This is a genomic window from Streptomyces sp. NPDC060028 (assembly GCF_042736725.1).
Lineage (GTDB): Bacteria > Actinomycetota > Actinomycetes > Streptomycetales > Streptomycetaceae > Streptomyces.
Genome location: NZ_JBHWVJ010000018.1, coordinates 78,744 through 104,219, shown reverse-complemented (window position 1 = coordinate 104,219; position 25,476 = coordinate 78,744). Strand labels below are relative to the sequence as shown.

Here is a 25,476-nt window from a genome sequence, read left to right as displayed (position 1 = left end):
AGGGCTGGACGGTCGACCCGGAGTCCGGCAAGGGTGACGTCTCCGTCGTCCGCACGGACAACAAGGTGACCCCCGACGCCTTCAAGCAGGGCTCGATCGACGGCGCCTGGGTGCCGGAACCCACAGCCTCCAAGCTCGTCTCGGACGGCGGCTCCGTCCTCCTCGACGAGACCTCCCTGTGGCCCGACAAGAAGTTCGTGATCACGAACGTCATCGTGTCGCAGAAGTTCCTCAAGGAGCACCCGGACGTGGTCGAGGCCGTCTTGAAGGGCACGGTGAAGACCAACGAGTGGATCAACACCAACCCGGACAAGGCGAAGGCCTCCGCGAACGCGAAGCTGGCGGCGGACGGCGGCAAGCCGCTCGACGCGAAGATCATCGACCCGTCGTGGCCGAGCATCCTGGTCACCGACGACCCGCTCGCCGGCACGCTGAAGACCGAGTCCGACTGGGCGGTCAAGGCCAAGCTCATCGAACAGCCCGACCTGGCCGGCATCTACGACCTGACGCTCCTGAACAAGGTCCTCAAGGCCGCCGGCAAGCCCGCGGTCTCCGACGCCGGTCTGGGCGCCAAGTAAGCCCGCAGTCCAGTCCAGTCCAGCAACCCCAGGAGGTGACGACCATGGCCACCACACTTGCCAAGGCTGCCGAGGGCACCGTAGCGGAGCAGACGCACGCCGCCCGCATCGGGCACGTCTCGAAGTCCTTCTCCGGCCCGGCCGGATCGCAGCTCGTCCTGGACGACATCAGCCTCGATGTCGCTCCCGGAGAGTTCGTCACCATCCTGGGGGCCTCGGGATGTGGAAAGTCCACCCTGCTGAACCTGGTCGCGGGACTCGACAAACCGACCGCGGGCTCCATCGCGACCCCCGGCGGCCGCCCGGCGCTCATGTTCCAGGAACACGCCCTCTTCCCGTGGCTCACCGCGGGCAAGAACATCGAACTGGCCCTGCGCCTGCGCGGGATGGCCAAAGCCGAGCGCCGCCTGGAGACCGAGCGGCTGCTGGATCTGGTCCGCCTCGGCGGCGCCTACGGCAAACGCGTCCACGAACTGTCCGGCGGCATGCGCCAGCGCGTGGCCCTGGCCCGGGCACTCGCCCAGGACAGCCAACTACTGCTGATGGACGAACCGTTCGCGGCCCTCGACGCCATCACCCGCGACGTGCTGCACGGCGAACTCACCCGCATCTGGGCCGAGACGAACCTGTCGGTCCTCTTCGTCACACACAACGTGCGCGAGGCCGTGCGCCTCGCCCAGCGCGTGGTCCTCCTCTCCTCGCGCCCCGGCCGAATCGCGAAGCAATGGACCGTGGACATCCCACAGCCCCGCCGCATCGAGGACGCCGACGTCGCCGAGCTGTCCCTCGAGATCACCGAACACCTGCGTGGGGAGATCCGCCGCCATGGCCAGCACTGACACGAAGGCGAAGACGGACGACCTGGCGGGCCTGGAGGCCGGCCTCGACGCCCTCGACGCCGTCCAGACCCACCGCACCCCGCTCCGCGAGATCCTCACCAAGAAGATCCTGCCCCCGGTGCTCGCCGTCAGCCTCGTGCTGCTGGTGTGGCAGATCCTCGTCTCGATGAAGGTCACCGAGGAGACCAAGCTGCCCGCACTGTCCGCGGTGTGGGACAGCCTGGCCGACATGTGGCTCAAGGGCACCCTGCTGGAGGTCATCTGGACCAGCGTCTCGCGCGGTCTGCTCGGCTTCCTCCTCGCCCTGGCCATCGGAACCCCGCTCGGCCTCGTCGTCGCGCGGGTGAAGTTCGTGCGCGCCGCGATCGGCCCGATCCTCCAGGGCCTGCAGTCCCTGCCCTCGGTCGCCTGGGTGCCCCCGGCCGTGCTCTGGTTCGGCCTCAAGGACACCATGATGTTCACGGTGATCCTGCTCGGCGCGGTCCCCTCCATCGCCAACGGCCTCGTCTCCGGCATCGACCAGATCCCCCCGCTGTTCCTGCGAGCCGGCCGCACCCTCGGCGCGAGCGGCCTGCGCGGCGCGTGGCACGTGGTCATGCCGGCCGCGCTGCCCGGGTACCTCGCCGGCCTCAAGCAGGGCTGGGCCTTCTCCTGGCGCTCGCTGATGGCCGCCGAGATCATCGCCTCCTCCCCCGACCTGGGCCTGGGCCTGGGCCAGCTGCTGGAAAACGGCCGCAACAACATCGACCTCCCGGGCGTCTTCCTCGCGATCATCCTGATCCTGGTCGTCGGCATCGCGATCGACCTGCTCATCTTCAGCCCGGTCGAGCGGTGGGTGCTGCGCAGCCGCGGCCTGCTGGTCAAGAGCTGAGTCCCGTGTCCCGCGCACTCCTCGTCATAGCCCACGGCAGCCGCGACCCGCGGCACGCGGCGACCGTGCACGCCCTCGTCGGGCGGGCGCGGGCGCTGCGGCCCGGGCTGCGGGTGGAGACGGCCTTCCTCGACTTCGACACGCCGACGGTGGGGCAGGTGCTGTCCTCGCTCCACCGGTCGGGCGTACGGGAGGCCGTGGCCCTCCCGCTCCTCCTGACGCGGGCGTTCCACGCGAAGTCCGACGTCCCGGCGGTGCTGGCCGAGTCGGCCGCCCGCCTGCCCGGCCTGTCCGTCACGGTGGCGGACGTCCTCGGCCCGTCCCCGCTCCTGATCTCGGCCCTGGAGCGGCGCCTCGCCGAGGCGGGCATCACAGCGGCGGACCGCGCCACCACGGGAGTGGTGCTCGCGTCCGCCGGATCCACAGACCCGGAGGCGATCGCAGTGATCGCTGAAATCGCGCGGGAGTGGCGGCACACCGGTTGGTGCGCCGTGCGGCCTGCGTTCGCCTCCGCGGCCCTTCCCCGTACGGAGGATGCCGTACGGGCCCTGCGCGCCGAGGGCGTGCGTCGGGTGGCGGTGGCGCCGTACGTCATCGCCCCCGGGCGGCTGCCGGACCGCATCGCGGCCGGCGCCGAAGCCGCGGGGGCGGACGTCCTGTCCGCCGTCCTGGGCCCCTCCCCGGAACTGGCCCGCCTGCTGCTGCGCCGCTTCGACGCGGCGTCCTCGTCGCCGGCCGCACTCCCGGCCCTGGCGGCGTAACCCGTCTGGCTGATGCCGCGCAAAAATCAGCCCCGCTAGCTAGTGCTGTGACCGGGCCGCGGCCTCGTCGGCCAGGGCCGTCAGGTCGGCGATGGACATCGCCCCCGGCGGAAGGGACTCGCGGGCGAAGATGTTGGCCGCGTGCCGCAGCACGTCGTTGACCGGCGTGGCCACCCCGTGCAGCCGGCCCAGCAAGCAGATCTCGCCGTTCAGATAGTCCGCCTCGATCGAGCCCGTTCCCCGGTACAGGGACTGCCAGGAGGACCCGCCCCGAATCCCCGGCGGCAGCTCGACCTTGCCGCCCCGGGCCGCCGCCTGCTCGGCTTCGGAGGCGTAGGCGATCCCGGCCGCCTCGAAGGCGGCCTTGCCCTCCCGGACCGCCCGCAGCAGCAGCGCCGCCTTCGCCGGATCGGGCTCCGCACCGGTGGTCGCCTGGATCGCGTTGCTCAGGTTGCCCAGCAGCTTCGCGTACTTCCACCGCATCACGTCCTCGACCACCGGCGCCTCGAACCCGGCCTTCTCCAGGTCGGCCGCGATGCTCCGGGCCCGCGCGTCGGCGCCCCCGGCGGCCAGCCCGATGTGCAGGATCCCCGTCAGCGGAGCGCACCTCGCGGAGATCACCCCCGGTTCCAGGAAGTCCGCCGGGAGCCACACGCAGACCCCGTACACGCGGGCGAACCTGCGCAGGGCCAGCCGTTCGCTCTCCACGCCGTTCTGCGCGCACAGCACCGGCAGCCGCTGCGCGGCCGTGCCGCCGCCCGCGACCTCCGCGTCACCCCACGCGTCGAGCGCGGCGAGGGCGTCCTGGGTCTTCACCGCGAGCAACAGCACGTCTTCGGGCCGCAGTTCGCCCAGCTCCGCCGGGTCGCCGACCACGGGCAACCGGTGTACGGCCGTCCCGTGCGCGGTCGTGAGCCGCAGCCCGTCCGCACGCAGGGCCTGCGCGTGCGCGCCCCGCGCGACGAGGACGACCTCGGCTCCCGCTTCCGTGAGCCGTCCGCCGATGGCCGCGCCGATCGCCCCGGCGCCGATGATGATGTAACGCATACCCGGGAGCCTGGCACATCCGCGGCCCCGGGCCACCGTCGGGCCATGGTTGATCCGAACGGGATGCACCCCCTCGGCGGAGACCTCCTAGTGCTAGGGGGTCGGGCACACCTGCCAGGCGAGGTGGTAGAGGGTGCTGACGCTGGCGTCCGTGGAGTCCATGGCCATGAAGCTGGTGGCCGTCGGGCCGGACGTGCCCGCATTCACGCGCAGTTCGGTATTGATGTTGAAGTTGCGTTTTTCACCGCACGGCGCCCAGACCAGATCGGCGTATTCCGTCTTGTCGGTCGACTGCCAGTTGTCGTTCAGCGGCCCGTTGAACTGGTGGGTCCGCTGGAAAGTCTGGGGCATTCCCTGGAAATAGTAGTTCGCCCGTTCCTGGCCCGACGCTCCCGGCTGGAGAAATGCGAATCCGCGGTAGTCGGCCTGGACGATGGCGTAGGTGAAGCCCGACGGTACGTGAACGCGGAGATTGAGCTGGCAGTTCTTGCGGAACGCGGTGGGCGGGGCGCCGGGGCCGACCTGCGCGAGGTATTCACTGTAGGTGACCGTGAAGGCGGTGTTGTCCGGGGCGACGGCCACCTGGGCGGTGCCTTCCCGGCAGCCCGATCCGTTCACGGTGGCGAGCTCGATCACGATCTTGTCCGGCGGCACGGTGATCAGCGGGCCGTGGCCGACGGCTCCGGCCGGCGTCGCCGTGGCGACCAGGGCGGCGGCCGCACAGGCGGTGAGCAGGGTGCGGGACAGGGAATGGGACATCGTTGTCACTCCTGACCATGAGTCGGGTTCCTGCGCTCACGCGCTGTCAGACTGCTGCGCATTCCTTCCACTCGAAGTGGTAGACCGTGCTGACGCTGCCGTCCGTCGAGTCCATGCTCATGAAGCTCAGGGCCTGCGGGTTCGACGTTCCCGCGTAGACGCGCAGTTCGGTGTTGACGTTGAGGTTGCGCTCCTCGCCGCACGGCGCCCAGACCAGCTCGGCGTACTGCGTCTCGTCGCTCGCCTGCCAGTTGTCCGTGTACGGGCCGGTGAACTGGTGGGTCGTGCGGGCCGTCTGCGCGGCGCCCTGGAAGTAGTAGTTCGCGCGCTCCTGGCCGAAGGCCCCGCGCTGGAGGTGCGCGAAGCCCCTGTAGTCGGCGCGGGCGATGGCGTAGGTGAACCCCTGGGGCACGTGGATCCGCAGGGCGAGCTGGCAGTTCTTGCGGAACTCGGTCCCGCCCGCGCCGGCTCCCGCCTGGGCCAGGTAATTGCTGTACGTGACGGTGAAAGCGGTGTTGTCGGAGGCCGCGGCCACGTCCGCGGTCCCTTGCGGGCACCCCGAGCCGTTGACTCCGACCACGTCGACCGTAATTCTCCCGGGCGGGATGTACGCGGCATCGGCCTGCGCGGGTGCGGTCACGGCCGATAACGCCGCCACCGCCGCGCCGACGATCAGTCTGCGGAGCAACATCGCGTTTTCTCCATTCGTGCGGACCGGGCTGTGAATTAGACATGCACATGCCATCACGAAAGGACGGGGGCGGGGAAGGACGCGATACGGCCAACGGCCCCCCGCCGAATTCTCTGGCCGATTCCCGCAAGGCCCGCGCCCGCCCGGCCGCCCCCTCATCAGGCCGCTCCCGCCCCGGCCGGCCGCCGCCGGCCGCCCGCGGGGCCGTGAGAATGACCAGAACGCGGGTCGCTCAGGCCCGTGTCAGCTCAACGAGCTTGGCGACGGTGTTCCAGTTGCGGGTGGTCGCGTCGATGCCCTTGACGACGGCGGGCCTGGCGAGGGCCTCGGCCAGTTTCGAGCGGCCGAGGCCCTGCGGGGCGTAGAGGTACAGGACGCGGTCGCCCAGGCGGAACTCCTCCGGAAGGAAGTCCGCCGCCGCGAGGGCGGCGAACCGGTCCGCGGCGGGCTGTTCGGAGAAGAACGTGGCGTGGAGCTGCCTGCCCTCCAGTTCGGCGGCGGGGAAGGGGCAGGCGTCGGCGACGGCACGCAGGTGGTCCCCGTCCACCACCAGGCACGCCACCCGGAAGCCGAAGTGCGCCTCGATGGCCGCCTCCAGCTCCCGGGCCAGGGCCGCCGGGTCCTTCTGCGCGGCGCTGAAGACGGCGTTGCCGCTCTGCAGGTACGTCTGTACGTCGCCGTGGCCGAGGCCCTCCAGTACGGAGCGCAGCTCCGCCATCGGGACCTTCTTGTGGCCGCCGACGTTGATCCCGCGCAGCAGCGCGGCGTATTTCCTGGTCCCGACTTTCTTCGTCATGGCCGCACCCTAGGTGGCGGCTATGACAGTTCCGCGTCGATGAGGTCGGCGGCCCGGCGCGTGCCGCCCTCGGCGGCCATCCTGGCGCGCAGGGCCTCGATGCGGGCGGCGGCCCCGGGGTCGGCGACGAGGTCCAGGACCGCCGCCCGCAGGGTCGCCGCGTCGGCCCGGTCCATCGGGACGTACCGGGCCACGCCGAGCGAGACGCCGCCAAGTGCCCTGCGTCGCGCTGCGGTCGCCCTGGCAGGCGCCGACGAAGGTGGACACGGACGCGTCGACGCGGTCCGCGTTCGGCTGGAGCACCTCCGGGATCAGGACGATGCTGCGGCGCGGGCGGGACTGGAAGCGGTCGACGTCGTCGGCGAGGCCGTTCTCGGTGAGCCAGGCGGCGAAGGCCGCGTAGTACGCCTGCCCGCGCTCGGACGCCTTCAGCTCGGCGAACATCGGCTCGGCCACCTCCTCCTCGTACCCCTGTTCGGGGACAGGGATACGGCGGGCACGCCCCAGCGGTGGGCGAGCACGGGGGCCGGGTAGGAGGTGATGTCGTGGATGACGAGGTCGGGTTCGTCGCCCTCGAAGGCGGCCGCGAGCTGCGGGAGCGCCTGGCGGGCGTCGGCCAGGAAGGGTTCGAGGTTGTCGATGAGCTCGGTGCCCCAGGCCTCGGGATCGTCCCCGGTGGGGAGGGTGGAGGTCCAGATCACGGGCGTGGCGCCGGTCTCCGCGATCTTCTGGGCGAAGGCGGCGGGGACGGCACAACTGACCCGGTGACCGCGGGCGACGAGCTCCCGGATCCCGGCTCAGCGCTGGTACCGGGCCAGTACCCGATTACCGTCCCTGACCAGGCGTTTCTCCAGTTCGTCGAGACCGATGGCGCCGCTGTAGAACTCCTGGAGCGCCGGGGTCGCCACCTTGTCCTTCCACTCCGGATAGCCGCGTACCGACTGGGCCGGCGCCGGGCGCAGCCGGTCGGCCAGGGCCGCGCCGGTCGCCCAGCCCAGCTCCGGGGTGCGCAGGGCGGGGTCGGCGAGGGCCTGCGTACCGGTGGGCAGCATCCAGTCGCCGCGGGCGAGGCGGACCATGTTCGCGGGGCGCAGCAGGAAGTCGATGAAGGCGGCGGCCTCCTTCTTGTACGGGCTGTCCTGCGCGATCGAGAGGGTCTGCGGGCTCACTCCCTGGGCCGTGCCGTCGGCGCCCGCCGGGGGCGGGAGCACCTGCCAGGCGAAGCCGGGCGGGGCCTGCCGGACGATCTGCTGACGGTAGGAGAACCCGAGCGGCACCATCGCGTACTTGCCGCCGAAGAAGCCGGGCAGCGTGTCGGAACCCCCCATCCCGAGGGTCGCGCGCGAGGCGCTGTGATCGGTGTCGACCTGGGCCCGGATCGTCTCCGGGACGACGGCGTCGCCTTCGCCCCAGCGGATCTCGACCTTCCCGCCCGGCTCGCGCGCGAAGAGCCGGCCGCCCGTGGACAGGCCGAGGTTGAGGGTGGCGGAGACGGGGTCCTTGAGCGGCCAGGCCACGCCGTAGCGCCCCTCGGCGGTGAGCTGTTTCGCGGCCGCGCGGAACTCCGCCCAGCTCCAGGGGGCTTCGGGGGTCGGGATGCGGACACCGCAGGCGCGCAGCAGCCCGGTGTTGGCCATCAGCACCCGGGGCTCCTGGAGGAAGGGGACCCCGTAGACCCCGCCGGCCACGGTGGTGGACTCCCAGCTCCCGGCCGGGATGTCGGAGGTGAGCCGGTCGGAGAGCAGCGGCCGCAGGTCGGCGAGGTAGCCGCCGTACGCGAAGTCGGCCAGGTCGTCGGAGGCGTCGTGGATGACGTCGGGGGCCTCGCCGCCCTCGAAGGAGGTCAGCAGCTGGTCGTGGACGCTGTTCCAGCTGCCCTGTACGTACTGGACCTGGACGTCGGGGTGGGCGGCGTTCCATTCGGCGACCAGCGCCTTGTTGGCGTCGACGGACTCCTTCTGCCAGGCGAGCGACTGGAACCGGATCCTGATCTTCCCGTCGGCGCCGGTACGGGCGGATCCGCCGCCGGAGCAGCCGGCCACGAGCAGGAGTACCCCGGCGACGGAGACGGCCAGGGCCTTGCGGAAGCGGGCCATCAGCTCTTCACCGCCCCGGCCGGCAGGCCGCCGGCGATCCGTTTCTGGATGACCGAGAAGATCACCAGCGAGGGCAGGGTGGCGAGGAACGCGGCCGCGGCGAGCGGCCCCAGGTCGGCGGCGCCCTCCGCGCCCAGGAAGTGGGTCAGGACGACCGGCAGGGTCTGCCGCTGCGGGGACTTGAGGAGGACGAGGGCGAAGAAGAACTCGTTCCACGCGGTGATGAACGAGAAGAGCGCGGTGGCCACGATCCCCGGCGCCAGCAGCGGCGCCACGACCGAGACGAGCGTGCGCAGCCGCCCGGCCCCGTCCATCGCCGCCGCCTCCTCCAGCTCCCGCGGCACGGCCCGGACGTAACCGGTCAGCATCCACAGCGCGAACGGCAGAGACCAGACGACGTAGACGAGGATCAGCCCGGGCACCGAGTTGATCAGGTGCAGGTTCTTGAGCACCAGGAACAGCGGAATTATCACCAGTACGAAGGGGAAGGCCTGGCTGACCACGACCCAGCCGGTGGCGGCGGTGGACAGCCTGCCCCGGCGGCGGGCCAGCACGAAGGCCGTCGGGGTGGCCAGCGCCACCGCCACCACGGCCGCGCACACCGCGGCGACCAGGCTGTTCAGGGCGGCGTGCAGCAGCGGCTGTTCGGCGAAGGCCTGGCGGAAGTTGCCGAGGGTCGGGTCCTTCGGCATCCAGGTGGGGTGCAGGCTGCTCAGCTCGCGCGGCGGTTTGAAGGCCGTCGAGACCAGCCAGAGGAAGGGGAAGGCGAGGAAGACGAGGTAGGCGGCGAGCGCCAGGTACTGGGCGGCGCGCGCGGGGCGCCCGGTCCGGGTGTTCACTGCTCGTCCCCTCCCTTCAGCCGGCCGGCGAGGTACACCGCGAGCAGGACCGAGATCACCGCGACCATCACGCAGCCCATGGCGGCGGCGTAGCCGAACTGGCCGTAACGGAAGGCCTCCTCGTACGCGAAGAGCATGGGCAGCCGGGTGCGGCCGCCGGGTCCGCCGCCGGTCAGCACGTAGACCAGGGCGAAGGAATTGAAGTTCCAAATAAAATTCAGGGCGGTGACGGACAGCGCGACCGGTCTGATCGCGGGCCAGGTCACGGTCAGGAAGCGGCGCCAGGCCCCGGCGCCGTCGAGGGCCGCGGCCTCGTGGAGTTCGTGCGGCGTGTTCTGCAGGCCGGCGAGCAGGGCGACCGTGGTCTGTGGCATGCCGGCCCAGACGCCGACGAGGATGACGGCGGGCAGGGCGGTGGCCAGGCCGCTCAGCCAGTCGGTGTCCCCGCCGAGGCCGAGGCCGGACAGCGTCTCGTTGAGGACCCCGGCGTCGGGGTGGTAAACGAGCCGCCACATGACGGCGACGACCACTTCGGGCATGGCCCAGGGGATGATCGCGAGGGCCCGGGCCAGGCCCCGCAGGCGCAGGTTCAAGTTGAGCAGGAGGGCGAGGCCCAGCGCGAGCAGGAACTGCGGCACGGTGACGCCGACGGCCCACAGCAGGCCGATCCGGAAGGACTCCCAGAAGAGCCGGTCGTGCAGCAGGTCGCGGAAGTTGAGGACGCCGACCCACTGGGTGGGGGAGGTGCGGCCGGACTGGGAGTCGGTGAACGCGAGGGCGATGCCGTAGAGGAGCGGGCCGACGCTGAGCAGGAGGATCGGGACGAGCGCGGGCAGGACGAGGAACCAGGCCCCGCGATCGGCGTGAGCGGGGTGGCTGTCGGCCCTGCGGTCGAGCCGGCGGCGCGTACCGCTCCCGCCCGTGCGGTCGGTGCGGCGGGGGCGCGCCGGGTCCGTGACGGCCGAGGTCACTTTTCACCGCCTTCCGGGTGGATCATCCGGATCCGCCCCGGTCATCGTGCGCAGGGCCTGATGGCGCGTCAAGACAGCGCACACCGGGATGCGAGACTTGGCGGATTCACGACGATCCGGCGAAGGGCGAGACGAACGGCATGGACGAGGCGCGGGCCAGGGACGTACTGACGGCGGCGGGTCTGGGCGGCGGGGCCACGCTGATCGCCTTCGGCGAGAACGCCGTCTTCGGTGTCGGAGGCCTCGTGGCGAAGGTGGGCCGGGAGGAATCCCTGCTGCCCCGGGCCGAGCGGGAGCTCGCCGTGGCGGGCTGGCTCGCCGAGTCGGGCGTACGGGCGGTCCGCGCGGCCGAGCCGAAGCCCCGGCTGGTGGACGGGCACCCGGTGACCCTGTGGGACCGGCTCCCGGACGCGGTCCGCCCGGCGGGCCCCGAGGACCTCGCGGCAGTGCTGCGGCAGATCCACGCGCTGCCCGCACCGCCCTTCGCCCTGCCCCCGCGCGACCTGCTGGGCGGGGTCGAGCGCTGGCTCCGGCTCGCCGGCGACGCCATCGACCCGGCGGACGCCGCGTACCTGCGGGCCCGGCGCGACGGCTACGCCGCCGAGGTCGCCGCCCTCACCCCGCACCTGCCCCCGGGCCCGATCCACGGCGACGCCCTCCCCCGCAACGTCCATGTCGGCCCGGACGGCCCGGTCCTGGTCGACCTGGAGACGGTCTCCGACGACCTGCGGGAGCACGACCTGGTCGTGATGGCCCTCGCCCGCGACCGCTACGGCCTGCCCGCCGAGGACTACGAGGCCTTCGCGACGGCGTACGGCTGGGACGTCCGCGACTGGGACGGCTGCCCGGTCCTGCGCGGCGCCCGCGAGACGGCGAGCTGCGCCTGGGTTGCCCAGCACGCCCCCGCCAACCCGGGCGCCCTGGCCGAATTCCGCCGCCGCGTGGCCTCCCTGCGCACCGGCGACCGCGCAATGCGCTGGCACCCCTTCTGACCGTGAGGCGTCAGGCCGGTACGAGCCCGCGCAGCGGCCATGCCGTGTCGATGACCGCGTCCGGGGTGCCCTGGCCGCGCAGGTACGCCTGGAAGTCCCGGGCCCAGCGGGCGTGCCAGGTGCCCTGGCGGCTGTGCAGGTCCGCCGGGGAGAGGCCGGCGACCTCCGGGTGCCGGACGGCTATCGCCCGCGCGACCCCGACCGCGGCCAGGGCGTCCGCGCCCGCGTCGTGCGCGGCGTCGAGGGTGACCCCGTACACCCCGCACACCGCCTCCAGCGTCCGTTTGCCCCGCCGGTAGCGGTCCACGGCCCGGTCGATGGTCAGCGGATCCACCACCGGCCCGGTCTGCGCACCGCCCAGCCGGTCGGCCAGCGAGGGCAGCCCGTGCCGGGCCAGCTCCGCCGCCAGCAGGGTCAGGTCGAAGGCCGCGTTGTACGCGACCACGACCGCGCCGCCGCGCCAGTGCCGCACCAGCGCCGCCGCGACCTCGTCCGCGACCTCCCGGGCCGGCCGCCCTTCGGCGACCGCCCGCTCGGTGCTGATTCCGTGGATCGCCGACGCCTGGTGCGGGATCGGTATGCCCGGGTCCGCGAGCCAGCCGCGCCGCTCGCGCACCTCGCCGCCCCGCACCTCGACGACCGCGGCCGTCACGATCCGCGACTCCCCCGGCTCCGTGCCGGTCGTCTCCAGGTCGAACCCGATCAGCACACCGCCGTGCCAGTCCCCCATGCCGCGCCCCTCCCCCGTACGTCCCCGTACTTTCGGTCAACGCCTTTCAGCCTGCCACGGCCCTCTGACAGTCGGACGGCGCCCCCTCAGGAGACCGGGCGGGAGTCCTCCCACACCGACTCGAATTCCTCCCGGTACGTCGTGAACAGCCCGTGGTCCGCGTCCTTCGGAACCCCGCGCCCGCCGCCGCGCAGGACCAGGACGGGGGATTCCATGCCGCGCGCCCGGCGCAGGTAGGACTGGACCACCGCGATGCCCGAGGACTCCCCCTCCACGAGGTACGCCGTGAAGCGCGGGGTCTCGTCGAAGACGTGGATGTCGAAGCGCGAGGGGTCCCGCAGTCCGGCCCGCACCCGGCGCACGTGCAGGATGTTCATCTCGACCGAGCGGCTCAGCTCGCCCTTGCGCAGGCCGAGCTCCCGCTCGCGCCGCTTGACGGCGCTGCTGGCCGGGTTCAGGAACAGCAGCCGCACCCGGCAGCCTGCCTCCGTGAGCCGCACGAGTCTTCGGCCGGAGAAGTTCTGCACCAGCAGGTTCAGGCCTATGCCGATGGCGTCGAGCCGGCGCGCGCCGCCGAACAGGTCCTCCGCCGGGAGCTGCCGCTGCAGCCGCACCCGGTCCGGGTGGACCGAGATGACGTCCGCGTACCGGTCGCCCACCAGGTCCTCGACGGCGTCGATCGGCAGCCGGTCCGCCGCCGGCGAGCCCGCGCCGCCGCCCAGTACCTCCAGCAGCCGCGCCGAGGCGCGCTCCGCCTGTTCCAGCACGGGCCGCGACAGGGCCCGGTTGCGGGAGACGACGTTGCGCGTGACCTCCAGCTCGTCGAGGGCCAGCTCGATCTCGCGCCGGTCGTCGAAGTAGGGCTCGAAGCAGGGCCAGTGCTGGACCATGAGCTCGCGCAGCTGCGGCAGCGTCAGGAAGCTCAGCACGTTGTCGTCGGCGGGGTCCAGCAGGTAGCCCTTGCGCCGGCTGACCTCGCGGACGGCGACGGCCCGCTGCACCCACTCCTGTCCGGCGGGTCCGGCGGCCGCCACGACCCAGTCGTCGTCGCCGTGCACCGGCTGGTAGACGGGCCGCAGCACCGCCCCGATCACCGACCGCAGCCGCTGTTCGATGAGGTTCAGCCAGATGTACGCACGGCCCGCGCGCTGCGCCCGCGTACGGACCTCGCTCCACGCCTCGGTGCCCCAGTCCAGCTCGGCCCCGGCCCGTGCGCTCCCGGCCTCCGGCGGGGCCAGCGACACCGCCCCGGCCGGCATCCCGCCGGGGGCCGCGCCTGCGGCGTCCGCCGGGCCGCCCTCGTGACTGCTGTCACCAGGGGGCAGCTCCAGACCTCCCGAGCTCACCCGTGCACCGCCTTCTGCGTCTGGACGCCCGTCTCCAGTGATCACGGAAGGGTACTCCGCGCGCGCCGCCCGATGCAGCCTGATGGTCCGTACACCGGCTGTCCGTTGACCCATTATCCGATGCGCGCATTGTCCACTGACCCGCATATCAGCTCTCCGGGTCACCCGGTAGGACCATCCCAAGTCCCCGTGTCGGGCCCCTCTTTCGGGGAAGATCTGCCAGTGACGTGGTCCACGCCGGATCAGCCCGAACCATCAGCCCGACAGCCGAACACGCCCGATGCACCGAAGGGAAGAGTCGTTATCTATGCAGGTCTGGCCGGGACAGGCGTATCCGCTCGGCGCCACTTACGACGGCGCCGGCACCAATTTCGCGGTCTACTCGGAGGCTGCCCGACGCATTGAGCTGTGCCTGCTCCACGACGACGGCTCGGAGACCGCGGTCGAACTGCGCGAGACCGACGCCTTCGTCCGCCACGCCTATCTGCCGGGCGTGATGCCCGGCCAGCGCTACGGATTTCGGGTGCACGGCCCGTACGAGCCCGAGCGCGGGCAGCGCTGCAACGCGGCGAAGCTGCTCCTGGACCCGTACGCGCGGGCCATCGCCGGCAGCGTCGACTGGGGCGAGCAGGTGTACGGCTACCACTTCGGCCGGCCCGACTCCCGCAACGACCTGGACTCGGCCCCGCACACCATGAGCTCCGTCGTGGTCAACCCGTACTTCGACTGGGCCAACGACCGGCCGCCGCGTCACGAGTACCACCACACCGTGCTCTACGAGGCCCACGTGAAGGGCCTGACCATGCGTCACCCGGATCTGCCCGAGGAGCTGCGCGGGACCTACGGGGCGCTCGCACACCCGGCGGTCATCGGGCACCTCACCAAGCTCGGGGTGACGGCACTGGAGCTGATGCCGGTCCATCAGTCCGTCAACGACCACCGCCTGGTGGACGACGGGCTGAGCAACTACTGGGGCTACAACACCATCGGCTTCTTCGCCCCGCACAACCGCTACGCCTCGGGGGACCGCGGCCAGCAGGTGCTGGAGTTCAAGTCGGCGGTCCGGGCGCTGCACGAGGCGGGAATCGAGGTGATCCTGGACGTGGTCTACAACCACACGGCCGAGGGCAACCACCTGGGCCCGACGCTGTCCTTCCGCGGGCTCGACAACGCCTCGTACTACCGGCTGGCGGAGGACCCGCGGCACTACATGGACACCACCGGCACGGGGAACTCGCTCCTCATGCGCTCGCCGCACGTGCTCCAGCTGATCATGGACTCGCTGCGCTACTGGGTCACCGAGATGCACGTGGACGGTTTCCGCTTCGACCTCGCGGCCACCCTGGCGCGCCAGTTCCACGAGGTGGACCGGCTGTCCTCGTTCTTCGACCTGGTCCAGCAGGATCCGGTGGTGAGCCAGGTGAAGCTGATCGCGGAGCCCTGGGACCTGGGCGAGGGCGGCTACCAGGTGGGGAACTTCCCGCCGCTGTGGACCGAGTGGAACGGCAAGTACCGGGACACCGTACGCGACCTTTGGCGCGGGCAGCCGCGCACCCTCGCGGAGTTCGCCGGGCGGCTGACCGGATCCTCCGACCTCTACCAGGACGACGGCCGGCGGCCGCTCGCCTCCATCAACTTCACCACCTGCCACGACGGTTTCACCCTGAACGACCTGGTCTCGTACGACGAGAAGCACAACGAGGCCAACCGTGAGGGGAACCGGGACGGGGAGACCCACAACCGGTCCTGGAACTGCGGGGTGGAGGGGCCGACGGAGGATCCGGAGGTCCTGGAGCTGCGGGAGCGCCAGATGCGCAACTTCACGGCCACGCTGATGCTTTCGCAGGGCGTGCCGATGATCAGCCACGGCGACGAGTTCGGCCGCACCCAGGGCGGCAACAACAACGCCTACTGCCAGGACAACGCGCTGTCGTGGGTGACCTGGCCGGAGCCGGGCAAACCTGCGCCCGCCCTGCTGGAGTTCACCCGAAGGATGGTGTGGCTGCGGCGCGAGCATCCGGTGTTCCGGCGGCGCCGGTTCTTCCACGGCCGGCCGGTGGAGGGGACGCACGACGAGCTCTCGGACATCGCCTGGTTCACCCCGCACGGCGAGGAGATGCGGGCCCGCGACTGGCAGGCGCAGCACGCGCGGGCGCTTGCGGTGTTCCTCAACGGGGAGGCGATCTCGGAGCCGGGCAGCCGCGGGGAGCGCATCACGGACGACTCGTTCCTGCTGATGTTCAACGCGGGCGCCGAGCCTCAGGACTTCACCATCCCGGCGGGGCACGGGGCGCAGTGGCGGGTGGTCGTCGACACGGCCCGGGCCGAAGTGATGCCGCCCGGCACCGGCCCGCAGTACGCGGCCGGCGACCGGGTGGCGCTGACGGGACGGTGCCTGGTGGTGCTTCAGCGCCCGGCGTAGGCGGCGCCGTCCCCGGCCGGGGAGGCGGTCCGCCGGGCGGGGCCCGAAGCCCCGGGTCCGTGCGTACGGGCGGCGGGCACCCGGGTGAAGAGGGCCAGGCCCAGGCAGAGCGCGGCCGCCCCCACGGCCACGGCGAAGGCGGCGGGCGGCCCGTACGACTCGGCGAGCCGCCCCGAGAGCGGCAGCGCGACGGCCTGTCCGGCGACCAGCGAGCTGGCGGCGAAGGCCATGGACTCGGCGAGCCGGGCGGGCTCCACGGCCCGCTCGGTGAGCGCGAACGCGGTGATCAGGTGGGGTGCGTAGGCGGCGCCGAGGACGGTGACGACCGCGTACAGCGGCCACAGGGCGTCGGTGAAGAGCAGCGGTACGGAGAGCACCAGCGCGGCCCCGGTGGCCACCCGCCAGCGCAGCCGCAGTCCGAAGCGGGCGGGCAGCGCGCCGAGCGAGAGGCCGACGGCGGCGCTGACGACGCCCATGGCGGCGTACACGACGGCGGCTTGCTCCCGGACGCCCAACTCCATGGTGAGGGCGGCGATTCCGGCCTGGCAGGCGCCGAACATGGCGCCCTGGAGCGCGAGGGAACCGCGCACGGCGTACACGACGCCCGGCGGCCGGACCCGGGCCCGGGCCGGGGCTCCGGCATCCTCCCGCGCGGGGGCCCCGGCCGAGACGGCGGCGGTCGGGTGCAGAGCGAAGGCGGTGCCGAAGACGGCGACGAGGAGGGCGGCGCCCCCGAGGGCGATGGCGGGGTGCGCGACGATCGAGGCGATCCCGACGAGGGCCGGGCCGAGCACGAAGGAAACCTCGTCGAGGGTGCCTTCGAGGGAGTGGACGGCGCCCACCACGCTCTCCTCGGACCGGGCGCGGTGTGCCAGGGCCACGGACCGGGTCCGGGCGAGCGGCCCGACGAGCGGTACGGAGGCTCCGGTGACGGCGCCGACGGCGGCGAGCGGGAGGGTGGCGAGGTGGCCGAGCGCGCCGGCCACCAGAGCGGCGGTCGCGACGGAGTTGAGCGCGGCCGCGGTGAGGACGACGGGGCGCTGGCCGTGACGGTCGGCGAGCCGGCCGAGGACGGGTCCGCAGAGGACCTGGCCGCAGGAGAGGGTGCCGCCGACGATGGCGGCGGTGGCGATCGAGCCACTGGTCTCGGCGACCAGCAGCACGCTTCCGAACTGGGACATCGCGACGGGCAGTCGGGCGAAGAAGGAGACGAGGGGGAGTAGGGGGCCGGTCAGGGCGATGACTTTTCGATAGGTGTTGACGGTTCCAACCACTTGAGCGACGTTAACCCCATGCAGTCACTCGGATGCATTGGGTAATGGCACGGAATCCGGCAGGGTGGGTACGTACGTTCTCATGAGCCAGTCGTACGCAGGTCATGAATTGGAATCTGATGTTCCGGCAGCGGTCGCCCCGGCGTCGACCTACCGCCTCCAGCTGCGTCCTGAGTTCCCCTTCGCGGCGGCCGAGGCGGCCGTGCCGTACCTCGCCACGCTCGGTGTCTCGCACCTCCACCTCTCCCCCGTCCTGGAGGCCGTGCCCGGCTCGACGCACGGGTACGACGTCACCGACCACTCCCGGGTACGGGCGGAGCTGGGCGGTGAGCCGGGGCTGCGGGCCCTGGCGCGCACGGCCCGCACGCACGGGCTCGGCCTGGTGCTCGACATCGTGCCGAACCACATGGCGGTCCCGTCGCCGCTGCGGCTGAACCGGCCCCTGTGGGAGGTCCTGCGGGACGGGCCGGACTCGCCCTTCGCCCGCTGGTTCGACATCGACTGGGAGGCGGGCGGCGGGCAGGTCCTGCTGCCGGTGCTCGCCGCCCCCCTCGAAGAGGGAGCCGGGGGAGAGCTGGAGGCCGACGGGGACGTACTGCGGTACGGGGAGCAGGAGTTCCCCCTGCGCGAGGGTACGGCGGGCCTCGCGCTGCCCGAGCTGCTGGCCGCGCAGTGGTACCGCCCGGCGTGCTGGCGGGAGGCCAGGACCGCGCTCAACTACCGCCGCTTCTTCACGATTTCGGAGCTGATCGGGGTCCGCGTGGAGGATCCGGAGGTGTTCGCGGCCACCCATGCCAAGGTGGTGGAGCTGGTCCGGGAGGGAGTCGTGGAGGGGCTGCGGATCGACCACGTGGACGGGCTGGCGGACCCGGAGGGGTACCTGCGGCGGCTGCGGACGGCCGTGGGCGAGGACTGCTGGGTGGTGGTGGAGAAGATCCTGGCCCGCGGGGAGCGGCTCGCCCCCGCGTGGCCGGTGGCGGGCACCACCGGGTACGACGCGCTGCACCGGGTGGACGGGGTGTTCACCGACCCGGCGGGTACCGGCCGACTCGCCGAGCGGTACCTGGAGCTCACCGGGCTGCCGGGCTGGGAGGAGACGGCCGAGGCGTGCGCCCGGGCGGTGCTGACCGGGGATCTGGCTGCCGAGCTGACGACGCTGCAACGCCTGGCCGGGGCGGAACTGGCCGATGCCGTGCGGGAGTTGCTGATCGCCTACCCCGTCTACCGTCCGTACCCCGGGGAGAGCGAGCTGCCGGCCGGGGCCCTGGAGCGGACCGCCGCACGGACCGGCGCCGACGCGGTGGCCGGCGTACGCGAACTGCTGCTGCGCGAGCCGGTGTTCGCGGCGCGCTTCGCCCAGACGTCGGCGGCCCTGCGCGCCAAGTCCCTGGAGGACCGGGCGTTCTACCAGTACGCCCCGCTGCTGTCGGCCACCGAGGTGGGCGGGGAGCCCGGGGATCCGGCGGTGCCGGTGGCGGAGTTCCACGCGTACTGCGCCGGGCTCGCACGGGACTGGCCCGGGACCGGGACGGTGCTGTCCACGCACGACACGAAGCGCAGCGCGGACGTGCGGGCCCGGATCTCCGTGCTCTCGCAGGACCCGGAGCTGATGGGCACGCCGACCGGGGCGGATCCCCAACTCGCCTGGGTCGCCCGGCAGACGGCGCTCGGGCTCGGCGAGGCCCCGGAGCGCGCCGAACGGCTGGAGCAGGCCCTGCTCAAGGGCGCCCGGGAGGCGGCCCTGCACACGAGCTGGACCGGGCAGGACACGGCGTACGAGGCCGCCATCGCCCAGTACGTCGGGGCCGTGCGGTCGGTCCCGGCCGACGGTGCGTTCGCCGAGGCCGCCCGCGCGAACCAGCTCGGCATGGCGCTGCTGCACCTGGCGATGCCCGGGGTCCCGGAGGTCTACCAGGGCGCGGAGACCGAGTACCGGGCCCTGGTCGACCCGGACAACCGCCGCCCGGCCTGCTTCCCGCGCGAGGAACTGGGCCGGCTGGACGCGGGGGCCGCGCCGCGCGGCCCGGCGCAGGAGAAGCTGGCGCTCACCGCCGCCCTGCTGCGGCTGCGCCGGAGCCGGCCCGGGCTGTTCGCCGGCTACACCCCGCTCGCGGCGCGGGGCCCGGCGGCGGAGCACTGCGTGGCCTTCGCCCGCTCGGCCGGCCTGGTGGCGGTGGCGACCCGGCTCTCGCACCGGCTCGCGGGCGCGGGCGGCTGGCGGGACACGGCGCTCGCGCTGCCGCCGGGCTGCTGGGTCCCGCTGCTGCCCGGGGCCGCGCAGGAAGCCTCGTACGACGGCGAGGTGGCGCTGGCCGAGCTGCTCCGGGACCGGCCCGTCACGGTCCTGGTCCACCGGGAGTAGCCCGGCGACGGCGGCGGTGCCAGGGTCTCCGCGGCCGGGCTGCCGGGGCACCGCCCCCGGACCCCCGCGCCTCAAACACCCGGGCGGACGCACGTGCGGGGCGTGTGGAGTGGTAGGCGGCGGGCGCGGCGGGCATGGCATCTCCTGTGACCCTCACCCGTGACATGTGCTATCCCACCCCCCACGAACTCGCCCTGGCCGCCCGCGCCCTGGCAGACGAGCACCCCGCCCTGGTCCGGCTCCGCCAGGCCGGGGCCTCGCGCGCCGGGGAGCCGCTCTGGCTGCTGTCCGTGGGGGGCCACGAACGTCCGGACCACCGAGACCACCGAGACCACCGAGACCGTCAAGACCGCCCACCCAACGTCCTCGTCGTCGCCGGGGCCCACGCCAACGAGCCCGTCGGCGGCGCCACCGCCCTCGCCCTCGCCCGCCGCGTCATCCGCGACCCCGCGCCCCGCGCCGGCTGCGGCTGGCACTTCCTGCTCTGCGCCGACCCCGACGGCGCGGCCCTGCACCGCACGCCCCGCCCGTACTCCCTCCTCGACTACCACCGCAACTTCTTCCGGCCGCCCGGCCCCGAACAGCCCGAGTGGGCCCCGTCTTTACTGCCCCCGGACCGGCTGCCGCCGGAAACCCGCGCCCTCACCACCCTCATCGACGAACTGCGCCCCGCCCTCCAGGTCTCCCTCCACGGCACCGACCTCGGCGGTTCCTGGGTACAGCTCACCCGGGACATACCCGGCCTCGCCGAGCCCTTCGGCAAGTCCGCCGCCGAGCTGCACATTCCGGTGGAGACCGGGGCCTCCGACGCGGCCGGCTGGCCCTCCCCCGGACCCGGGATCTTCGTGATGCCCGAGCCGGGCACCCCGGCAGCCGGGGCCTTCCACCCGGAGGACACCCGGCTCAGCACCTGGTACCACGCCCACCGGTACGCCGGCACGACCGCGATCGTCGAAGTCCCGATGTGGGCCTCGGACCTGGTGGACGATCCCGCCCCGCACCCCGACCCGCGCGGCGCCCTGCGGATGCTGGCCGGGCGGCTCACCGAGGAGGCGGGCCGGGTCGCCGCCCTGCGGGGCGGGATCCGCACCACGGACCCGCTGGCGGCCCCGCTGCTGCGCGCGGTGGACTGGACGCTCGCGCTGATCCCGCGGATCACCGTCGAGTGGACGGGCCCCGGGGCCCCCGCCGAGGCGACCTCGGCGTACATCGGGAGCATCGACGCCTTCGGGCGGAGGCTGTCGCTGCGCGCCGCCGCGATGCTGCTGCGGGTCCTGCGGGCGCAGGGGCATCCGGCGGCGTCCGGGGTGGACCGGCTCGTGACGGGGTGGTGCGAGGAGTTCGCGGCACGGTTCCAGGCCCGTTGGGTGCCGGTGGCCACACAGGTGGAGCACCAGTCCCGGATCGTCCTGGCGGCGTACGAAAGACTCGCGGCGGTCCGCGGGTGATCAGCCGGTCACCGGCAGCGCGTACCGGCGCCTGGGCCTGCCGGTCGCCCCGAGCCGGGCGGTGAGGCCGGGCCCCGGCGGGTCCCCGCCGGGTCCGGGCCGGACCCGGACCCGGCCCGGGTCCGCGGCGGCCGACGCGCTCAGCTCGCGGACAGCCGGAAGGTCATCCGCCCGAACCCGATCTGGTCCCCGTCCCGGACCACGGCCGAGCCCGTCACCCGACGCCCGTTGACGGTCGTCCCGTTCGTCGAGCCCAGGTCCGTCAGCACCCACGCCCCGCCGCGCATGCTCAGCTCGGCGTGCGCCCGCGAGACGGTCTCGTGGCTGAGCCGCAGCCCGTTGCCCGGGTCGCGGCCGATCCGCAGCGGCCCGGCGGCGGGATGCGGCAGCAGCAGCTTGGGCAGCTTCTCGGCGGCCCAGGCGCGCCGCACGCCCACCGACACGGCGGAGGCGCGCCCCACCCAGCCGAACAGCCGATGGGTCCAGGGACTTTCGGCGCCCTCGCGCCCTTGGAGGTCGGCGATGAGGACGGCGAGGTCCTCGGAGCGGCGGGCGACCAGGGCGAGTTCCATCCGGCGCAGAAACGTGTCGTGCGACAGCTTGCCGAGCGCGGCTCCCTCCCTGAGCTGGCCCAGCGCCCTGTCGCGCTCGGCGTCGGAGAGCCGCGGCGCGGGGTAGGCGGGGAACTCGAAACTGGACGTCACAGGGTGATTGTCGGCCCGTCAGGGCCGGAGTGTCCAGAACTGCCCCGCCGGCACCGGAATGATGGGTCGGACAGGCATGCTGGGGTACCGCCGCAGACGAGGGGACCGTCCGTGCAGTTCGAGGTGTGGGCACCGCTGACAGGTCGGGTCGCCATGCGACTTGACGACGCCACGTACGACATGGCGCGCGATCCGGACCGGGACGGCTGGTGGGTCGTGGAGGCCCCGGCGGCCGACGGGTCCCGGTACGGATTCCTGCCGGCGGACGGCGAAGGCGGCGCCGAGGGACCCGTACGCCCCGACCCGCGCGGGCGGCGGCTGCCCGACGGACCCGAAGGCCTCTCGGCGGTGGTCGACTTCGCCTCCCTCACCCCCCGTACGCCGTCGCCCCGCACCCCGCTCCAGGACGCGGTCCTGTACGAGCTGCACATCGGCACCTTCACCCCCGAGGGCACCTTCGACGCGGCCGCCGACCGCCTCGGCCACCTCACCGGCCTCGGCGTCACCCACGTCCAGCTGATGCCGGTCTGCCCCTTCCCCGGTCGCCACGGCTGGGGGTACGACGGGGTCGCGCCCTGGGCGGTGCACGAGCCGTACGGGGGCCCGGCCGGGCTCGCCAGGTTCGTCGAGGCGGCCCACGCCGCCGGGCTCGGCGTCGTACTGGACGTGGTCCACAACCACCTCGGCCCCTCCGGCAACCACCTCCCCGCCTTCGGCCCGTACTTCACGGACACCCACCACACCCCCTGGGGCGCGGCGGTGAACCTCGACGCGCCCGGCTCCGACGAGGTCCGCTCGTACCTCCTCGGCAGCGCCCTCGCCTGGCTGCGGGACTACCGGATCGACGGGCTCCGGCTGGACGCCGTCCACGCGCTCGCCGACGGCCGGGCGCTGACCTTCCTGGAGGAGCTGGCGGCGGCGGTCGACGAGCTCGCCGCCGAGACCGGCCGCCCGCTGTTCCTGATCGCCGAATCCGACCAGTGCGACCCGCGTACGACCACCCCCCGCGCGGCCGGCGGCCTGGGCCTGCACGCCCAGTGGAACGACGACTTCCACCACGCCCTGCACTGCGCGCTGACCGGCGAATCCCAGGCGTACTACGCCGACTTCGCCGAGGCCCCGCTCGCCGCCCTCACCAAGACGATGACCCGGGCCTTCTTCCACGACGGGACCTGGTCCTCCTTCCGCGGCCGCCACCACGGCCGCCCGGTGGACCGCGGCCGCACCCCCGCGCACCGCTTCCTGGGCTACACGCAGACCCACGACCAGATCGGCAACCGGGCGCTGGGCGACCGGCTCGCCGCCTCGCTCTCCCCCGGGCTGCTGGCGTGCGCGGCGACACTGGCGCTGACGGGGCCGTTCGTGCCGATGCTGTTCATGGGCGAGGAATGGGGCGCGGGCACGCCGTGGCAGTACTTCACCGACCACCCCGACCCGGCGCTCGCCGAGGCGGTACGCACCGGCCGGCGCCGGGAGTTCGCGGCGCACGGCTGGAAGGCCGAAGAGATCCCCGACCCCCAGGACCCGGCCACCCGGGAGCGTTCCTGCCTGGACTGGGCCGAGCCGGGCCAGACCCCGCACGCCCGCCTGCTGGACTGGTACCGCACCCTCGTCACGCTCCGCCGCACCCACCCGGACCTGCGCGACCCCGACCTGGCGGCGCTCCGGGTCGCACATGACGAGGAGCGGCGCTGGCTGACCTACCGGCGGGGGGACGTCCGCGTCGTGGTGAACCTCGCCGGGGAGCCGACGACGATCGCACTGGGCGGCAACGGGGTGCGGGTGCTGGCCGCCTGGACACCCGCCGACCACCCGGGTCCCGACGGGCGGATCCGCGTACCGGGCGAGTCGGCGGTGATCCTCGGACCGTGACGGGATCCCGCGCCCGGCCCTGCCCGACGATCTGCCCTACTCGACGATCGCGAGCTCCCGGGGCGCGTGGTTGAAGCTGCGGCCGCCGTCCTGGGTGACCGTGACGATGTCCTCGATGCGGACGCCGAAGCGGCCGGGGAGGTAGATGCCCGGCTCCACGGAGAAGCACATGCCGGGGACCAGCGGCTGCTCCTCGCCCTCGACCATGTACGGCGGTTCGTGCGTGGTGACTCCGATGCCGTGGCCGGTGCGGTGGATGAACCGCTCGCCGTAGCCGAATTCGGTGATCACCGCGCGGGCCGCCCGGTCGATGTCCTGGCAGGCGGCGCCCGGCCGTACCGCCGCCACCCCGGCCTGCTGGGCCTCGCGGACGATGTCGTGGACGCGCTGCTCCTCGGCCGTGGGCTCGCCCACGTGCACGGTGCGGGAGATGTCGGAGCCGTAGCCGTGCTTGAGGCCGCCGAAGTCCAGGACCACCATGTCGCCGTGCCGGATGACGCGGTCGCCGGCCTCGTGGTGCGGGTTGGCGCCGTTGGGGCCGGAGCCGACGACCGTGAAGTCGACCTGGGAGTGGCCGTGGACGCGCAGCAGCGCGGCCAGGTCGGCGGCGACGTCGCTCTCCCGCCGCCCGGCGAAGGGGACGTGCAGGATCTGGGCGTACGCGGCGTCGGCGGCTTCCCCCGCCGCCGCGAGCCGTGCCAGCTCCCGCTCGTCCTTGACGGCGCGGAGCATCGGCAGCGCGTCGGTCAGCGGTACGTACGAGGTCGTCGGCAACTCCCGCTGCAGGCCGAGGAGATGCAGGGCCCAGGTGTTGTCGCTGACCCCGAAGCGCCCAGCCACGTCCAGGAGCGGGGAGGCCACCGCGTACGGGTTCTTCCCGTCGGCCCAGTCGCGCAGGCTCAGCGCGGCCGCGCCCGGCGCCTTGGCCGCGTCGGGGGCCTCCAGCACGGGCACGACGAGCACCGGGTCCTGCCCGGCGGCGAGCACGAGCACGGTCAGCCGCTCGGTGTCGACGGGCCGGTAGCCGGTGAGGTGGGTCAGGTCGGGCCCGGGGGCGATCAGCAGGCCGGCCAGTCCGGCATCGGCGGCGCTCTGCGCGGCGGCGGCCATGCGGGCGGCGTAGTCGACGGAGGTGAACGCCTCCGCTGCGACGGCGTCCGGTGCGGAGGTGTCGGATGCGGGGGCGTCGGGTGCAATGGCGTCGGATTTCACGTCAGATTCCATACGGGGATCCTGCCGTGAGCCGTGCGGCGAGCGCAGCGGCCGCGCCGGTCGGAGTTCCGGGCGAGAGGAGTTCGCTGCGGTGCACCAGGCGCGGCCCGGTCAGTGGTACGGCGACCCCCGCCCCGGCGGCCCGCGCCACCCGCAGCGGCAGTACGACCAGGCCGTGCCCGGCCGCGGCCAAGGCGCACAGCGCGTGCAGATCGGTGCCCTCGTAGCGCAGGGCCGTGCGGGCCCCGGGCGGCGCCGTCCCGATGCCGGGGGCGTCGATCCAGCGCGCGTCGGCCAGATCGTCGAGCCGCAGCCCCGCCCGGCCCGCGCACGGGTGCCCGGCCGGGAGCAGCACGGCCAGGGGCTCCTGCGCCACGCCGGTGACGGTGAGCGGGGCCACGTCCGGCAGCCGCAGCGGGTCGCTGATCGCGGCGAGCCCGTCCACCAGCCCGAGGTCGCAGCCGCCGGTGGCGACGGCGGCGGGGACATCGGCCGGGGACAGCACGTGCAGGGTGACCCCGCAGGCGGGCAGGGCGGCGAGCAGCCGGGGCCCGACGGACAGCGGGGAGGCCGCGAGCACGACCCGCCCGGGCGGCGCGGCGCCCAGCCGCAGTACGTCGGCCCGCGCCGCGTCGAGCCGCAGCAGCAGCGGGCCGGCGTGCTCCAGCAGCCGCGCGCCGGCCGCCGTCGGGGCCACGGGCCGCCGGGTGAGCAGCTCCACCCGCAGGTCGCCCTCCAGCGCGGCGATGTGCTGGGACACGGCGGACTGGGTGTACCCGAGCTCGCGGGCGGCGGCCGAGAAGGAGGCGAGGCGCGCCACGGTGGTGAAGGTGCGCAGCAGATGCGGATCCATGCGGCCACCCTGT

General features: G+C 73.4%; 22 protein-coding genes and 1 pseudogene. 9 read left to right on the top strand and 14 right to left on the bottom strand.

What is annotated here, in order from left to right; genetic code table 11:
* From ACFWBF_RS12395 to ACFWBF_RS12380, 4 genes are all read left to right on the top strand, one after another.
* Positions 1 to 578: ABC transporter substrate-binding protein (locus ACFWBF_RS12395; protein WP_385599313.1), on the top strand; the 578-nt coding region annotated here is incomplete at its 5' end.
* A gap of 44 nt (positions 579 to 622) precedes the next feature.
* Positions 623 to 1,417, top strand: coding sequence for an ABC transporter ATP-binding protein (locus ACFWBF_RS12390; protein ID WP_385599310.1), 795 nt, complete (start codon positions 623 to 625; stop codon positions 1,415 to 1,417).
* A complete protein-coding gene (locus ACFWBF_RS12385) occupies positions 1,404 to 2,288 on the top strand; it encodes an ABC transporter permease (RefSeq protein WP_385599307.1) in 885 nt (294 codons plus the stop codon). Before ACFWBF_RS12390 ends, ACFWBF_RS12385 begins: the two co-directional genes overlap by 14 nt.
* Positions 2,289 to 2,293: 5 nt before the next feature.
* Positions 2,294 to 3,049 carry a sirohydrochlorin chelatase gene (locus ACFWBF_RS12380; protein WP_385599304.1) on the top strand — a complete coding sequence of 252 codons (756 nt, stop codon included), beginning with the start codon at positions 2,294 to 2,296 and terminating at the stop codon, positions 3,047 to 3,049.
* Positions 3,050 to 3,088: 39 nt separating this feature from the next.
* Here ACFWBF_RS12380 and ACFWBF_RS12375 read toward each other — a convergent pair whose 3' ends face one another.
* The 8 genes and pseudogenes from ACFWBF_RS12375 to ACFWBF_RS12340 all read right to left on the bottom strand — a co-directional run bounded on the left by ACFWBF_RS12375 (position 3,089) and on the right by ACFWBF_RS12340 (position 10,248).
* The gene (locus ACFWBF_RS12375) at positions 3,089 to 4,096 is read right to left on the bottom strand and encodes a ketopantoate reductase family protein (RefSeq protein ID WP_385599302.1); all 1,008 of its coding nucleotides are present in this window, start codon (positions 4,094 to 4,096) and stop codon (positions 3,089 to 3,091) included.
* Between the two features lie 93 nt (positions 4,097 to 4,189).
* Complete coding sequence (locus ACFWBF_RS12370) at positions 4,190 to 4,855, bottom strand: DUF4360 domain-containing protein (RefSeq protein WP_385599299.1); 666 nt, start codon at positions 4,853 to 4,855, stop codon at positions 4,190 to 4,192.
* A gap of 46 nt (positions 4,856 to 4,901) precedes the next feature.
* The gene (locus ACFWBF_RS12365) at positions 4,902 to 5,546 is read right to left on the bottom strand and encodes a DUF4360 domain-containing protein (protein WP_385599296.1); all 645 of its coding nucleotides are present in this window, start codon (positions 5,544 to 5,546) and stop codon (positions 4,902 to 4,904) included.
* A gap of 232 nt (positions 5,547 to 5,778) precedes the next feature.
* Entirely contained in the window at positions 5,779 to 6,342 is a 564-nt protein-coding gene (locus ACFWBF_RS12360) for a DUF1697 domain-containing protein (protein ID WP_385599293.1), read from the bottom strand.
* Positions 6,343 to 6,362: 20 nt separating this feature from the next.
* Positions 6,363 to 7,133 (bottom strand): annotated as a pseudogene (locus tag ACFWBF_RS12355) (hypothetical protein); the annotation flags it as partial.
* A gap of 6 nt (positions 7,134 to 7,139) precedes the next feature.
* The gene (locus tag ACFWBF_RS12350) at positions 7,140 to 8,438 is read right to left on the bottom strand and encodes an ABC transporter substrate-binding protein (protein ID WP_385599290.1); all 1,299 of its coding nucleotides are present in this window, start codon (positions 8,436 to 8,438) and stop codon (positions 7,140 to 7,142) included.
* On the bottom strand, positions 8,438 to 9,277 hold the full coding sequence (locus ACFWBF_RS12345; RefSeq protein ID WP_385599287.1) for a carbohydrate ABC transporter permease: 840 nt from the start codon (positions 9,275 to 9,277) through the stop codon (positions 8,438 to 8,440). Before ACFWBF_RS12345 ends, ACFWBF_RS12350 begins: the two co-directional genes overlap by 1 nt.
* Positions 9,274 to 10,248, bottom strand: a complete 975-nt coding sequence (locus ACFWBF_RS12340) for a carbohydrate ABC transporter permease (protein WP_385599284.1) — start codon at positions 10,246 to 10,248, stop codon at positions 9,274 to 9,276. Before ACFWBF_RS12340 ends, ACFWBF_RS12345 begins: the two co-directional genes overlap by 4 nt.
* 140 nt (positions 10,249 to 10,388) lie before the next feature.
* Between ACFWBF_RS12340 and ACFWBF_RS12335 the strand changes: the two genes are divergently transcribed.
* Positions 10,389 to 11,240 (top strand): phosphotransferase enzyme family protein, encoded by an 852-nt coding sequence (locus ACFWBF_RS12335; RefSeq protein ID WP_385599281.1) that lies wholly within the window; start codon positions 10,389 to 10,391, stop codon positions 11,238 to 11,240.
* A gap of 10 nt (positions 11,241 to 11,250) precedes the next feature.
* Here ACFWBF_RS12335 and ACFWBF_RS12330 read toward each other — a convergent pair whose 3' ends face one another.
* Both ACFWBF_RS12330 and ACFWBF_RS12325 read right to left on the bottom strand, forming a co-directional pair.
* Positions 11,251 to 11,970, bottom strand: a complete 720-nt coding sequence (locus ACFWBF_RS12330; RefSeq protein ID WP_385599278.1) for a 3'-5' exonuclease — start codon at positions 11,968 to 11,970, stop codon at positions 11,251 to 11,253.
* An 86-nt stretch (positions 11,971 to 12,056) separates the two neighbouring features.
* Positions 12,057 to 13,316: an SAV2148 family HEPN domain-containing protein gene (locus tag ACFWBF_RS12325; protein ID WP_385599275.1), complete on the bottom strand. Its 1,260-nt coding sequence runs from the start codon at positions 13,314 to 13,316 to the stop codon at positions 12,057 to 12,059.
* Between the two features lie 307 nt (positions 13,317 to 13,623).
* Between ACFWBF_RS12325 and glgX the strand changes: the two genes are divergently transcribed.
* Complete coding sequence (glgX, locus tag ACFWBF_RS12320) at positions 13,624 to 15,738, top strand: glycogen debranching protein GlgX (RefSeq protein WP_385599272.1); 2,115 nt, start codon at positions 13,624 to 13,626, stop codon at positions 15,736 to 15,738.
* On the opposite strand, the gene ACFWBF_RS12315 is transcribed toward glgX, so the two are convergent.
* A complete protein-coding gene (locus ACFWBF_RS12315) occupies positions 15,723 to 17,012 on the bottom strand; it encodes an MFS transporter (protein ID WP_385599269.1) in 1,290 nt (429 codons plus the stop codon). The genes glgX and ACFWBF_RS12315 overlap by 16 nt on opposite strands.
* A gap of 82 nt (positions 17,013 to 17,094) precedes the next feature.
* On the opposite strand from ACFWBF_RS12315, the gene treY reads away from it, so the two are divergent.
* A complete protein-coding gene (gene treY, locus ACFWBF_RS12310) occupies positions 17,095 to 19,374 on the top strand; it encodes a malto-oligosyltrehalose synthase (protein ID WP_385599266.1) in 2,280 nt (759 codons plus the stop codon).
* A 146-nt stretch (positions 19,375 to 19,520) separates the two neighbouring features.
* Positions 19,521 to 20,822, top strand: coding sequence for a M14 family zinc carboxypeptidase (locus ACFWBF_RS12305; RefSeq protein WP_385599322.1), 1,302 nt, complete (start codon positions 19,521 to 19,523; stop codon positions 20,820 to 20,822).
* A gap of 140 nt (positions 20,823 to 20,962) precedes the next feature.
* On the opposite strand, the gene ACFWBF_RS12300 is transcribed toward ACFWBF_RS12305, so the two are convergent.
* Positions 20,963 to 21,526, bottom strand: coding sequence for an FHA domain-containing protein (locus tag ACFWBF_RS12300; RefSeq protein WP_385599264.1), 564 nt, complete (start codon positions 21,524 to 21,526; stop codon positions 20,963 to 20,965).
* Between the two features lie 111 nt (positions 21,527 to 21,637).
* On the opposite strand from ACFWBF_RS12300, the gene treZ reads away from it, so the two are divergent.
* A complete protein-coding gene (gene treZ / locus ACFWBF_RS12295; protein WP_385599261.1) occupies positions 21,638 to 23,398 on the top strand; it encodes a malto-oligosyltrehalose trehalohydrolase in 1,761 nt (586 codons plus the stop codon).
* A gap of 36 nt (positions 23,399 to 23,434) precedes the next feature.
* On the opposite strand, the gene ACFWBF_RS12290 is transcribed toward treZ, so the two are convergent.
* Positions 23,435 to 24,508, bottom strand: a complete 1,074-nt coding sequence (locus ACFWBF_RS12290) for a M24 family metallopeptidase (RefSeq protein ID WP_385599319.1) — start codon at positions 24,506 to 24,508, stop codon at positions 23,435 to 23,437.
* A 103-nt stretch (positions 24,509 to 24,611) separates the two neighbouring features.
* Positions 24,612 to 25,463, bottom strand: a complete 852-nt coding sequence (locus ACFWBF_RS12285) for a LysR family transcriptional regulator (protein ID WP_385599258.1) — start codon at positions 25,461 to 25,463, stop codon at positions 24,612 to 24,614.
* Positions 25,464 to 25,476: the final 13 nt, after the last annotated feature.

Coding starts and splice junctions, on each gene's coding strand:
- ACFWBF_RS12390 (WP_385599310.1), top strand. CDS start 623: ATGGCCACCACACTTGCCAAGGCTGCCGAGGGCACCGTAGCGGAGCAG.
- ACFWBF_RS12385 (WP_385599307.1), top strand. CDS start 1,404: ATGGCCAGCACTGACACGAAGGCGAAGACGGACGACCTGGCGGGCCTG.
- ACFWBF_RS12375 (WP_385599302.1), bottom strand. CDS start 4,096: ATGCGTTACATCATCATCGGCGCCGGGGCGATCGGCGCGGCCATCGGC.
- ACFWBF_RS12370 (WP_385599299.1), bottom strand. CDS start 4,855: ATGTCCCATTCCCTGTCCCGCACCCTGCTCACCGCCTGTGCGGCCGCC.
- ACFWBF_RS12365 (WP_385599296.1), bottom strand. CDS start 5,546: ATGTTGCTCCGCAGACTGATCGTCGGCGCGGCGGTGGCGGCGTTATCG.
- ACFWBF_RS12360 (WP_385599293.1), bottom strand. CDS start 6,342: ATGACGAAGAAAGTCGGGACCAGGAAATACGCCGCGCTGCTGCGCGGG.
- ACFWBF_RS12350 (WP_385599290.1), bottom strand. CDS start 8,438: ATGGCCCGCTTCCGCAAGGCCCTGGCCGTCTCCGTCGCCGGGGTACTC.
- ACFWBF_RS12335 (WP_385599281.1), top strand. CDS start 10,389: ATGGACGAGGCGCGGGCCAGGGACGTACTGACGGCGGCGGGTCTGGGC.
- ACFWBF_RS12330 (WP_385599278.1), bottom strand. CDS start 11,970: ATGGGGGACTGGCACGGCGGTGTGCTGATCGGGTTCGACCTGGAGACG.
- glgX (WP_385599272.1), top strand. CDS start 13,624: ATGCAGGTCTGGCCGGGACAGGCGTATCCGCTCGGCGCCACTTACGAC.
- treY (WP_385599266.1), top strand. CDS start 17,095: ATGAGCCAGTCGTACGCAGGTCATGAATTGGAATCTGATGTTCCGGCA.
- ACFWBF_RS12290 (WP_385599319.1), bottom strand. CDS start 24,508: ATGGCCGCCGCCGCGCAGAGCGCCGCCGATGCCGGACTGGCCGGCCTG.
- ACFWBF_RS12285 (WP_385599258.1), bottom strand. CDS start 25,463: ATGGATCCGCATCTGCTGCGCACCTTCACCACCGTGGCGCGCCTCGCC.